The sequence below is a fragment of the Klebsiella sp. 1SOBk10mer genome (assembly GCF_046602535.1).
Lineage (GTDB): Bacteria > Pseudomonadota > Gammaproteobacteria > Enterobacterales > Enterobacteriaceae > Klebsiella > Klebsiella quasipneumoniae.
Genome location: NZ_JBKIUP010000002.1, coordinates 490508 through 502321, shown reverse-complemented (window position 1 = coordinate 502321; position 11814 = coordinate 490508). Strand labels below are relative to the sequence as shown.

The following is an 11814-nucleotide window of genomic DNA, read 5'->3' as shown; positions in this document are numbered from 1 at the left end:
GCCCCGGAGAATTACGCCGGGGCTGGCAGGCGGTTAGCGAATCAATATTCGACTTTCCACATATAGCGGCGGGTGGTCAGCGGGTGGTTGCGGGCTGTGGCCAGCGCCAGGTTGTAAACATCCAGTACGCAGTTGTGCAGCAGGCCGCAGAAATATTCGCGCACGCTGGCGTGCAGTGTGTCGATTCCCACCTTTTCCACGTCAATAATCTGCAGTTTTCCCTGGTAACGTTCGATAAAGCGGATCGCGCGGTCATCCAGCGGGCGTGTGCGGCCGCTGCTTTTTAATAAAATAAACGGCGTTCCCGCTTCGGTAATCTCAAAGGGACCGTGGAAATACTCGCCGCTATGGATGCTCGCGGAGTTAATCCACTGCATCTCCAGCAGAATACAGATGGACTCCTGATGCGCGGCGCCGAATGAGGGGCCGCTGCCCATCATGTAGATGACCTTTTCGCTCTTCCAGGCTTCGGCAAAATGGCGCGCATCCGCCTGAACCTGCTGCTGAGCGCCGCGTACCACGGATTCAAAACTGGCAAAGGCGCTGACCATCTCATCGTAATGGGCGTATCCCTCAGTTTGCGCAAGCACTTCCAGCGCCAGCCACAGGCTGTATGCCGCTTTTTGCTGCGTCGGATCAACGGTTTCGGGATAGCGCGCCCAGCAGTATTCAATAGTGTAATCGCTGTGTTCGCACAGCGGCGTGCCGGGGGTATATACCAGTCCAATAGTGGCGGCGCCTTTCTGACGCGCGATGCGGGCGGCTTCCACCGTTTCAGCGGTGTTGCCCTGCTGCGAGGCGAGGATCACTACGCTGTTTTTACCTAACGCGTTCGGCGTCGCGTGGACAAATTCATTACTGGTAACATAGCCGACGGCCAGCTTTTTAGCTTCACAATCGAGAAAATATTTCCCCGGCCAGAAACCGGTTAATGAACCACCGCAGCCAACAAACCATACGCGCTCAATGTGCTGCTTAGATAAAATATCGCGAATAATAGTATGTGCGTTTTTATGAGCTATAGACATATTGGTCTCCTTGAGATGTAACGGGTCCTCCGCTGAATAGCGGATAACTTTTACTATGCGTCAATTAATTGGGTTGTTTACTTTTCATTTTCTGGTGGAACTGCGGATCCTTCGGTATCGCGGGATCGATGCCCTTCACTGGTGGCAGTCGGGCACAAACCATTTGTAACGGAATGATATATTCAAAGACCGCAAAGTCGGGATCGTTAATAAATGCGAAGGGCATATTTTTGCCGTTATTTTCGACTTGTGGACCAATGCGATAAATATGCTGAGTCCAGCCGCCAAGTATTTCAGCCAGGCGATCCTGACGCTCATCGGGAAACGGATCGAGCATGATCAGGGTAGAGCGCTCGTCGAAGGCGTTATAGATCCCGTGGATGAACTCCTCAAATTCATAACCGGCAACCGGACAGCGTAGCGTTTCAAGCATCTTTAGCGCACCTTCCTGAACGGTGCCAAACAGCCTTGCCGGACCGGTCAGGCGAATGTCCGCGCTGTCGATAAGCGGTCGGGCATGATTGAGAACCCACGCCTGCGAGGCCTCAATGAGCGTCGGCAAATGATTAAACGTGGTATCCATGCGGATGAGTAGCGCTTTGCGCTCCTCATCGCTCAGGCGCCGCTGGCGACTGGCGACAGCAAGCGCCAGCAGCATCAGATTAAGTATGGTGCAGTGATACCCTTTGGTTTTAGCGCCAGCCCGCTCTTCTCCACAGGGTACTGTTAAGACCAAATCTGCCGCCCGGTCGATAACGGCTGGCGCTTCCCCGGCCATGGAAGCGGTGAGATGCCCGGCTGCCCGGGCGCGTTCCATTGCGGCGAGGGTAGAGAGGCTGCCGCCTCCCTGAGAAATGCCGATGACCAGCGCTTTGTCGCTGAGGGTCAGCGCCGAATCATCCAGCAGAAAAGGCCAGTAGACATCAACGGGTAGCCCGCACCACTGCTGCATAAACGAGCGGGCGGTCAGCGCGCCGTGATAAGAGGTACCGGAGCCGGTCAGGATAATACGCGTGACGCCGCGCTCCGTTAGCGCTTTCGCCGCCTGCCAGAGATCTTCCCGCGTCTGCGTCAGCATAGCGAGCAGACGGGCGGGTGTTTCATTCATATAGTCTTCTACGTGCATGGGGATATTCCTCTTCTTAAAGCAGGCCTAGCGCGCTGGCCGCCATGCCAAACGCGACGGTTCCTAGTAGGATCCAGTTAATATTGACTCCCTTACGGATCAACTTGTACATCCCGAGGGTGAAAAGCAGCGGCAGCAGCGAAGGAAGAATTTTGTCAATAAACTCCTGCGCCTTCATGGTGGTCTGCCCGGCGGTAAAGCTGAGCGGGGTGGTGATATCTATCATGCTGGCGGTCATCGCGCCGACGACCATGAGGCCAACAATTGATGCGATATAGGTCACCCGGTCCATAAGGCCGCTTTGGTAAATTCTCATCAGCCAGGTCGTACCCGCCCGGTAGCCGAGCTTCAGGCCATACCAGCGGCACAAAAGATGCGGCAGGTTATAAACTAACAGCGCCAGTATCGGTCCCAGCAGGCTGCCCTGCTGGGCGAAATAGATACCCATCCCGGCGGCGATAACCTTTAATGATCCCCAGAAAATGGAGTCGCCGATGCCCGCCAGCGGTCCCATCAGGCTGGTTTTAATCGCGTTTATCGACTCCTCATTAAATTCGGGGTTACGCTGGTTCTCTTCTTCCATGGCAATCGACAGGCCGAAGATAAAGGTCGAGAGATGGGGCGTGGTGTTAAACAGCACCAGATGACGCTGCAGGGCGCGCCCCAGCTCCGTTGGGTCCTGATAGATACGCTTCAGGGCTGGCGACATGGCAAAGGCGTAGCCCATATGCTGCTGGCGCTCGTAGTTCCACGAGCCCTGTAGCGTAAAGGAGCGCCAGAACACGCTGCGTAAATCGCGGGCGGTGATGCGGCTTGCGTCATCGCTTTGCGGCTGGGTAGCGCCAGTCACAGTTTGCGTCATTTCGCTCATGATTAGCTCTCCTGCTGCTTAAGATTAAGGAACTGGCTGATGATAAATGCCAACACCACAGCGAACAGCGCAATGGCGATGATATCCAGTTTGGTATATGCCGCTATCAGAAATCCCAGACCGAGGTACGGCATCAGTTTGCTGCTGAGCATCATGCTGATCAGCAGGGCGAAGCCGAGCGCTGGCAGGATCTTACTGGCGACGATCAATCCGTTGGTTATCACCGGTGGAATGGCCTCCAGGAACCAGCTTACCGCCGAAGAACCAAGCAGAATGGCAAAAAAAACCGGTAGAAATCCGTTTAAAAAATAGAGTAGCGTCGGACCGGCGAGGTGCATCAGGCCGACCATTCGGGTATTACCCCGTGCCGCATAGCGATCCGCCAGATGACCAAAGCGGGCGTTCACCACGCGCACCAGGATGCCCAGCGTCTGCGCCAGCATTGAGACAGGGATGGCGATGGTGAGCGCAGCCTCCGGACCGCGGCCGGACATGATCGAAAACGCGGTGGCCAATACGGAGCCGGTCACGATATCTGGCGGGTGCGCGGCGCCGATGGCGACGTTGCCGAGGAAAATAAGCTCCAGCGTAGCGCCAATCAGAATCCCCTCATGCAAATTACCGCAGACCAGACCGGTGAGGGCGCACATCACCAGCGGTCGATCGATCATTGATACCCCAAGCAGGCGGCCATCAAGTATCCCCAGAGCGGCGATCAGGCCGAGTAACGTTGCGGTGAGCAACATAGTGACCTCCGAAGTTAAAGTTGGTCGTTAAGGAGTTCAGCCGAGTGGGCGGGTACCTGACGCATCTCCAGCCGAATGCCTTTTTCTTTTAGCGCTCTGCTATGGGCGATTTCCTCGTCGGTCAGATAGATGGCCTTGCCGAATTGTCTTGCCCCTTCCTTCTGTGGCAGACCACCGTAATTAATTGCGCTAATTTCCGGGATTTTTTCCACTAGCGCGAGGGTTTCCGCAGTATTGCCAAGGACCACCATGACTTTTTTATGATCCAACTTGCCGCTGTTAAGCTTTTCCGCCGCTTGTTCAACGGTGGCGATGTCCAGCGTGACGCCCGCTGGCTTTGCCAGGTTAAGCGACATCGTAATGAAGGCATCCGCCGCGGCTTTGGCGTTGGCGACGATGATATGGTCGATATCCAGCGCTCGGGTCCAGGCAAAAACCACCTGGCCGTGCAGCAGCCGATAATCAATGCGCACGAGTTTAATCATGAGATTCTCCCTGTGGGTCAGAGGATGGTTGTGTTATTAGAGGATTGATGAAAACAATGGATTCACGCGCCGCGCTGGTGGCGTAGATAATCGCGGCCTCGGTAGTGGCTTCTTCGCACAGCAGAAACTCCAGCAGCAGAGTCAGATTGATGCCGGCGACCACGAAAACGTTGCGATGTCGCATCAAGACGCTCACGGCGCTATTGTTAATACTGCCGCCAAGCAGGTCGGTGAAGATCACCACTTCATCACCATTCGCCTGGACGATGAGATGCTCCAGGGTTTGCTCCAGCTGTTCGGTGGTCACGATATCTTCGTCATAGGCACAGACCGGGATAACGCCGTGTTCATCGCCAATCAGCAGCGACAAACTGTTCACCAGTCCGCGAGCAAAATGGCCGTGGCTGGCCACATAGATATGTTTCACCTGGTTTCTCCTTCATCCAGATAGCGGTATCTGTTAAGAGCAAAGGGCGTGCCAGAAATAAAAAATATTATTTATCAATTAATTAAATCAGCTGGTTCACACTAAAGGCGTTATTCCTGGCACAAGCGGGCTCATTAGCGCCAGAAACCTGGCACAAACGGCAGAAAAAGAGGGGAAAGAGTGGGGGAAGAAAGTCCCGGGCGAGACGCTGCTGCGCCATGGCCCGGGCGTTCCCGGCAGAAGGGAATTAAATCTCGGTAATGGTCGTCGACTGCGGCAGACGCGACTTCGGCAGGGTAGCGTTGAAATCTTCCACGCTATGGTGGCCAACCGGGACCACCACCAGGCTGGTGTAGCCCTTGGCTTTCAGGTCAAACTCCTCATCGAGGATCGCAAAATCAACCCCTTCGATCGGCACGGCGTCGAGGCCCATCGCCGCTACGCCCAGCAGGAAATTGCCGACGTTGAGATACACCTGCTTCGCCATCCACTGATCGTCATCTTTCAGCTCTTTGCGGTGCATATCGGCAAAGAAGGTGCGACCCTTGTGGTTAGCGGCTTTTGCGTCAGGAGTGGCGAAACGGCCATCGGCCTCTTCCTGATCCACGACGCGCTGCAGCCAGGCGTCGTCCATCGCGGTTTTCGCGCAGAACACCACCACGTGCGAGGCGTCAAGAATTTTACGTTCGTTGAACACGTAGGTACCGCTGGCGGCTTTCGCCACGCGGGCTTTGCCTTCATCGGTGCTGGCAACGATAAAATGCCACGGCTGGGAGTTGGTGCTTGACGGGCTGTACTGCAGCAGCGTTTTCAGCTGTTCCGCTTCCCCGGCAGTCAGCTTTTTCGTGGCGTCAAAGGCCTTGGTGGAATAGCGCTTCAAAGCGACCGATACGATATCCATAACTCTTCCTCACAGTTTACAGCACCTTACCGGTGCGTTCAGGAGAGGAAGAGTACAGCGAAGATCGCAAAATGATAAGGGTGAAAAATGCGATAACACTTATCGCGTTTGGCTGAAAATCAGCGCGGACGCAGGCGCTGCTGCGCCTTTTTGCTCAGCTTGTTCACCACCTGGTGCCACGAATCGTCAATCAGCTCGGCCAGCAGATCCTCGCTGATGTCGTCGCCCGGCACCACCGTGATCCAGTGTTTCTTGTTCATATGGTAGCCGGGTTCGATACTGCGATAAATTTCCTGATTGAGCAGCGACTTCTGCGGCTCGGCCTTCAGGTTGACCAGCGCCCGCCCGCGAATGGTCATGGTGATCATAAAGATGCGGCCGTCGACCTTAAACACATCGTACTCCGGCCCAAAGGGCCAGCAGTGTTCGGTAAACGGGTAGGTCAGGGCGATACGGTGAGCGCAGGGATGCAGTGTTTCCGGCGTCATTAGGAGTCCGCCTCATGCAGGGCGTTCCACATGGCTTCAAAACCGAGGGCGATAATCTCCCGGGCGCGCTGCGGATCGTGGCTGGCGAATTCGATGGTGGTTTCCGCCAGCGACAAAAACAGGGCGTCGCCAAAGGCGCGATACGCCTCGCTGAGGAATATCTCTTTCACCGACAGCTGGCACATTTCGTTGAGCTCCGGAAAGCTCTCTTTCACCTGGCGGCGGGTTTCGTCAGTGATGCGCTCGCTGAGCGCCATTCGGCGGATCGCCTTGTGCTCCATCGGGTTGCGCACGCCCCAGTCGATATAGCTGTTCCAGATATTGCGCGCGTTCTCTTTCGGGCGCTTCTCGTCCGGATCCAGCCCGGCGATCATGGTGCGCACCAGGCGCAGCTTAATGGCGAGGTAAAGTTCGTTGAGCAACTCATCCTTGGTAGCGAAATAGCGAAACAGCGTCCCCTCGGCCACACCGGCGCTGCGGGCGATGGCCGACGTCGAGGCGGCGATGCCGGACTGGGCGAAAGCCGCGGTGGCAGCTTCCAGTAACGCTTGCTTTTTATCTTCACTCTTTGGACGAGCCACTACTTTTTTCCTCACGCAGGTTTAAACAAACCGCCGATCTTTGCACGTCTGACCTGGTTGCTGCAACGGCGGAACGCAAAAATTGAAAATCGTCTTGACGACTTTCATCACATTCCTAATAATGAGTGCGTACTCACTCATAATCAAGTTATATCATAAAGCCTCCGGGATGGGGGCTTTTGTCTGGTCAGGATATGAACCGTGTCACTTTCAGCGTGGTCGCCATCATGTTACTCGCAGCAGCAACGACATTGCCGTTTGTCCTCAATGCCGGTTTTGGTAAGGCGCCGCAGGGGGCACAGCTTAGCCAGGTGGAAGCGTCCCCCCACTACCGGGATGGCCAGTTCCATAACCAGCTGCCCACGCCGGGGTTCACCGGGCAAAAAAATATGCTGGCGGCATGGTGGGATTTCCTGATGACCAAACGGGAAAACGCCCGTCCCGCGCAGCCGCTGCCGCTGGTGAAGACCGATCTGGCGACGCTGCCCCTCGGGCAGGACGTGATGGTCTGGCTCGGCCACTCCTCCTGGTATCTGCAGCTGGCGGGAAAACGCATCCTGATCGACCCGGTGTTCAGCGATTACGCGGCGCCGTTCTCCTTTATTAATAAAGCTTTCCCCGGCGACTATCCGTGGCGGGCGGAAGGGATGCCGGAGATCGATCTGCTGATCATCTCCCACGATCATTACGACCATCTGGATTACGCCACCATCCGCGCTCTGCTGCCGAAAATTAAGCGGGTCATTACGCCGCTGGGGGTTGGCTCGCACCTGCGTTACTGGGGGATGGACGGGGCGCTGATTACCGAAGCGGACTGGCAGCAGGCGATTCCGGTTAACGACGAGCTCACCGTCCACGTCCTGCCGGCGCGGCACTTTTCCGGCCGTGGGCTGAAGCGCAACCAGACGCTGTGGGCCAGTTTTCTGTTCGTTACCCCGCAGCAAAAGATTTATTACAGCGGCGACAGCGGCTATGGGCCGCACTTTAAAGCGATAGGCGATGAATTTGGTCCGGTCGATCTGGCGATCATGGAGAACGGGCAGTATGACCAGGACTGGAAATATATTCACATGATGCCGGATGAAACAGCTCAGGCCGCCGACGACCTGCGCGCTCGCGCGGTGCTGCCTGGGCATGCAGGACGATTCGTTTTGGCGAAACACAGCTGGGATGAACCGTATCAACGGCTGGCGGCTGCCAGCGAAGGAAGGGCCTGGCGTCTGCTGACGCCTGTGCAGGGCGAGCCGGTGTGGGTCGCCGATAAGACGCAATCATTTAACGCCTGGTGGCGCTAAGCGCCAGTGCAGTATCAGAGGAGAGAGCATATGACGATTTCCGCTCAGGTGATTGATACTATCGTCGAGTGGATTGATGATAACCTGCATCAACCGCTGCGTATTGATGATATCGCTCGCCATGCCGGGTATTCGAAATGGCATCTGCAACGGCTGTTTTTACAGTATAAAGGGGAGAGCCTGGGGCGCTATATTCGCGAAAGGAAGCTGCTGCTGGCCGCCCGCGATCTGCGTGACACCGATCAGCGGGTCTACGATATCTGCCTGAAGTATGGCTTCGATTCGCAACAGACCTTTACCCGCGTCTTCACCCGGACCTTCAATCTGCCGCCGGGCGCCTACCGTAAAGAGAACCACAGTCGCGCCCACTGAGGCGCGCCCTTCCTGGTTTAGCGTTCGAGCGAAAACCAGCGACGCCACACCCAGCGCAGCACCAGATACTCAATGGCGCCCAGTGCTAAGAACCACAAACAAAACAACACCGTATAAAGCTGGTTGAGATCCATCATATGGAATGTCTCAACCAGCTTTTGCGCCAGCGTCAGGCCCAGCGACGGCGCGGGCAACAGCAGACAGGAGAGCAGAGCCAGGAGCAGGATCCCGGCGGCGGAGAGGAGCGTTTCCAGCGGATGTTTCATGTCATGTTAATCATCAGTTAAAAAACATATTGTCCGGCAAAATAATCCCTAACGCAATATGCTTTGTATTTTACTCGCCTTAATGCGCTTCTGTTTAATATTATGGCCTGCCTTTTATTCCCATGTTAATTAATCTGAAATAATTTGTAATTAAATTAAAATCAGCCTCCTGTAAATTACTGTCATTATTATGCCAGCGCTTTTACAAAACTATAAGTGCTATATCCCACCAGCGTGGCAGCGATGATGGCCAGCAAGATGTACAGCGCCAGACGGCGTCCGCGGTAGATTCCAAACATATTTAACCTCGTTTAGTTTTGGTTTATTAATATTCTGTAATAGTTGTCTCGTGGAATTAACTTACCACATATTTTTTATTTTGCGAAAAATTTAGGCTTGTATTGGTTCACATTTTTATCGGCTTTTTCGCCACCTTTTACTGCATTGGCCAGGAATGATTTCAGGCTTTCCGACTCACGGAATTTATAAGGAAAATGTAATTTGACCAAGATGAATAACCCAAAGTTTACGACGCCCTCGGGCGACACCGCGCCACGGCAGGTCTGGCAGCAGACCGTTGACGCAGTGCTGGCGCAGACCAAAAGCCAGGCCGCTGGGTTAAGTTCCGCAGACGCCGCCGAGCGCCTGAATAGCTGTGGGCCGAACGCGCTGCCGGAAAAGAAAGGGAAACCGGCCTGGCTGCGCTTTCTTGCCCACTTTAACGACGTACTGATTTACGTGCTGCTGGCCGCCGCGGCGCTGACCGCCATCATGGGGCACTGGGTCGATACCCTGGTGATCCTCGGCGTGACGGTGATTAACGCCCTGATCGGCCATATCCAGGAGAGCAACGCCGAAAAGTCCCTGCAGGGGATCCGCAACATGCTCTCCAGCGATGCCCGCGTCCAGCGTAACGGCAAACATGAGACTATCCCGACGCGCGACCTGGTTCCGGGAGATATCGTTATCCTGCGCGCCGGCGACCGCGTGCCGGCGGACATGCGGCTGATTGAAACGCACAACCTGCGGGTGGAAGAGGCGATCCTCACCGGCGAGTCGACGGTGGTGGATAAAATCACCGACGCGCTGGAAGGCGACCTGCCGTTGGGCGACCGGGTGAACATGGTCTTCTCCGGGACCACCGTCAGCGCCGGCGGCGGCGTCGGCGTGGTGACCGCCACCGGCGCGCAGACCGAACTCGGCCACATTAACCAGATGATGGCGGGCATTGAGAAGCACCGCACCCCGCTGCTGGTGCAAATGGATAAGCTCGGCAAAGCGATTTTCGTCATTATTCTCGCCATGATGGTGGCGCTGTTTATCTTCAGCCTCGCGCTGCGGGATATCCCGATGGGCGAGCTGCTGCTGTCGCTGATTAGCCTGGCGGTGGCCGCGGTACCGGAGGGGCTGCCGGCGATCATTTCAATTATTCTGTCGCTCGGCGTGCAGACGATGGCGCGCAAGCGGGCGATTATTCGTAAGCTGCCGACCGTGGAAACCCTCGGCGCCATGACCGTGGTTTGCTCGGATAAAACCGGCACCCTGACAATGAACGAAATGACCGTCAAGGCGATCATCACCGCCGACTGCTGCTACCGGGTGGAAGGCGACAGCTATGAGCCGCAGGGGCGGATCTTCCTTGAGGGGAGCGATGAGCCCGTGCAGGTTCAGCCGGGTACCGTGCTGGAGACCTGGCTGCGCACCATCGACCTGTGCAACGACAGCCAGCTTATCCAGGATGAGCGCGGCCTGTGGGGGATCACCGGCGGGCCAACCGAAGGGGCGCTGAAGGTGCTGGCGGCGAAAGCGCAGCTCCCGGCGGTGGAGGCCCGTCTGGTGGCCAAGATCCCCTTTGACTCGCAGTACAAATATATGTCCACACTGCAGCACATCGATGGCGATGCCCGGGTGTTAATCACCGGTGCGCCGGACGTCATCTTCGGCATGTGCCGTGAGCAGATGAGCCGCCAGGGCGCGGTGCCGTTCGAGGCGCAGTACTGGGAAGAGGAGATGGCGCGCTTCGCCCGTCAGGGACTGCGCATGGTGGCGGCGGCCTGTAAGCCGGCCAGCCTTGATGCCACCACGTTGAACCATGAGGATCTGCAGGAGGGACTGATTTTCCTCGGCATAGCCGGGATGATGGATCCGCCGCGTCCGGAAGCCATTGACGCTATCCACGCCTGCCAGACCGCCGGCATCCGCGTGAAGATGATCACCGGCGACCACCCGCAGACGGCGATGAGCATCGGCCAGATGCTGGGGATCACCAACAGCAGCCAGGCCATGACCGGCTACCAGCTGGAGCACATGGACGATGCGGCGCTGGCGAAGGCGGCGGTGGAGTACGACATCTTTGCCCGCACCAGTCCGGAGCATAAGCTGCGCCTGGTGAAAGCCCTGCAGGATAACGGCGAAGTGGTCGGCATGACCGGCGACGGCGTCAACGACGCGCCGGCGCTGCGCCAGGCCGACGTGGGTATCGCGATGGGTATCAAAGGTACCGAAGTCACCAAAGAGGCGGCTGACATGGTGTTGACCGATGATAACTTCGCCACCATCGCCAGCTCGGTAAAAGAGGGGCGCCGGGTCTATGACAACCTGAAGAAGACCATCCTCTTCATCATGCCGACCAACCTGGCGCAGGGGCTGCTGATCATCATCGCCCTGCTGGCGGGGAACATGATTCCGCTGACCCCGGTGCTGATCCTGTGGATGAACATGGCGACGTCGGCGACGCTCTCCTTCGGCCTGGCCTTTGAGGCCGCGGAGCGCAACGTGATGAACCGCCCGCCGCGTAAAACCGGCCAGCACGTGATGGATGGTTTCGCCGTGTGGCGGGTGGCTTTTGTCGGGTCTATGATTGCTATTGCCGCCTTTATCCTTGAGGCCTGGCTGGCGCCGCGCGGCCACAGTCCGGAGTTTATCCGCACCGTGCTGCTGCAGATGCTGGTGACGGCGCAGTGGGTCTACATGATCAACTGCCGCAGCAGCGACAGCTTCTCCCTGAGCATGGGCCTGCTGCGCAACAAAGGCATCTGGCTGGTGACCGGTGTCCTGCTGCTGATGCAGCTGGTGATTATCTATGTCCCGCTGATGCAGAACATGTTTGGCACGGAAGCGCTGCCGCTGCGCTACTGGTTTGTCACCCTGGTCATCGGCATCGCCATGTTCCTGGTGGTGGAAATCGAGAAGCGTCTGACGCGCCGGTTCCGCAAAACGGCCTGATCG

Annotated in this window: 13 protein-coding genes; 3 read left to right on the top strand and 10 right to left on the bottom strand. The window is 56.7% G+C overall.

Annotation, left to right across the window (positions count from 1 at the left end):
• Positions 1–41: 41 nt before the first annotated feature.
• The 9 genes from ACLH1I_RS08140 to ACLH1I_RS08100 all read right to left on the bottom strand — a co-directional run bounded on the left by ACLH1I_RS08140 (position 42) and on the right by ACLH1I_RS08100 (position 6653).
• Entirely contained in the window at positions 42–1028 is a 987-nt protein-coding gene (locus tag ACLH1I_RS08140) for an SIS domain-containing protein (RefSeq protein WP_004202478.1), read from the bottom strand.
• A gap of 64 nt (positions 1029–1092) precedes the next feature.
• Positions 1093–2154, bottom strand: a complete 1062-nt coding sequence (locus tag ACLH1I_RS08135) for a glutamine--fructose-6-phosphate aminotransferase (RefSeq protein WP_064150539.1) — start codon at positions 2152–2154, stop codon at positions 1093–1095.
• 16 nt (positions 2155–2170) lie between these two features.
• Positions 2171–3025 (bottom strand): PTS system mannose/fructose/sorbose family transporter subunit IID, encoded by an 855-nt coding sequence (locus ACLH1I_RS08130; RefSeq protein ID WP_004176976.1) that lies wholly within the window; start codon positions 3023–3025, stop codon positions 2171–2173.
• Between the two features lie 2 nt (positions 3026–3027).
• Entirely contained in the window at positions 3028–3771 is a 744-nt protein-coding gene (locus tag ACLH1I_RS08125; protein ID WP_004202480.1) for a PTS mannose/fructose/sorbose/N-acetylgalactosamine transporter subunit IIC, read from the bottom strand.
• A gap of 14 nt (positions 3772–3785) precedes the next feature.
• Positions 3786–4256 (bottom strand): PTS sugar transporter subunit IIB, encoded by a 471-nt coding sequence (locus tag ACLH1I_RS08120; RefSeq protein WP_004202482.1) that lies wholly within the window; start codon positions 4254–4256, stop codon positions 3786–3788.
• Entirely contained in the window at positions 4249–4683 is a 435-nt protein-coding gene (locus ACLH1I_RS08115; RefSeq protein WP_002893017.1) for a PTS sugar transporter subunit IIA, read from the bottom strand. Before ACLH1I_RS08115 ends, ACLH1I_RS08120 begins: the two co-directional genes overlap by 8 nt.
• Before the next feature lie 247 nt (positions 4684–4930).
• Positions 4931–5584 carry an oxygen-insensitive NAD(P)H nitroreductase gene (gene nfsB, locus ACLH1I_RS08110; protein WP_004202485.1) on the bottom strand — a complete coding sequence of 218 codons (654 nt, stop codon included), beginning with the start codon at positions 5582–5584 and terminating at the stop codon, positions 4931–4933.
• A 119-nt stretch (positions 5585–5703) separates the two neighbouring features.
• Positions 5704–6072 (bottom strand): MmcQ/YjbR family DNA-binding protein, encoded by a 369-nt coding sequence (locus ACLH1I_RS08105; RefSeq protein WP_004202487.1) that lies wholly within the window; start codon positions 6070–6072, stop codon positions 5704–5706.
• Entirely contained in the window at positions 6072–6653 is a 582-nt protein-coding gene (locus ACLH1I_RS08100; protein ID WP_114506107.1) for a TetR/AcrR family transcriptional regulator, read from the bottom strand. The genes ACLH1I_RS08105 and ACLH1I_RS08100 overlap by 1 nt, the downstream gene beginning before the upstream one ends.
• A gap of 179 nt (positions 6654–6832) precedes the next feature.
• Between ACLH1I_RS08100 and ACLH1I_RS08095 the strand changes: the two genes are divergently transcribed.
• Positions 6833–7948 carry an MBL fold metallo-hydrolase gene (locus tag ACLH1I_RS08095; protein ID WP_025999133.1) on the top strand — a complete coding sequence of 372 codons (1116 nt, stop codon included), beginning with the start codon at positions 6833–6835 and terminating at the stop codon, positions 7946–7948.
• Positions 7949–7978: 30 nt separating this feature from the next.
• Positions 7979–8320, top strand: a complete 342-nt coding sequence (locus ACLH1I_RS08090) for a RamA family antibiotic efflux transcriptional regulator (protein WP_004202492.1) — start codon at positions 7979–7981, stop codon at positions 8318–8320.
• Positions 8321–8337: 17 nt separating this feature from the next.
• On the opposite strand, the gene ACLH1I_RS08085 is transcribed toward ACLH1I_RS08090, so the two are convergent.
• Complete coding sequence (locus ACLH1I_RS08085) at positions 8338–8586, bottom strand: DUF1158 domain-containing protein (RefSeq protein WP_002893037.1); 249 nt, start codon at positions 8584–8586, stop codon at positions 8338–8340.
• Between the two features lie 501 nt (positions 8587–9087).
• Between ACLH1I_RS08085 and ACLH1I_RS08080 the strand changes: the two genes are divergently transcribed.
• The gene (locus ACLH1I_RS08080; protein ID WP_017899015.1) at positions 9088–11811 is read left to right on the top strand and encodes a cation-transporting P-type ATPase; all 2724 of its coding nucleotides are present in this window, start codon (positions 9088–9090) and stop codon (positions 11809–11811) included.
• Positions 11812–11814: the final 3 nt, after the last annotated feature.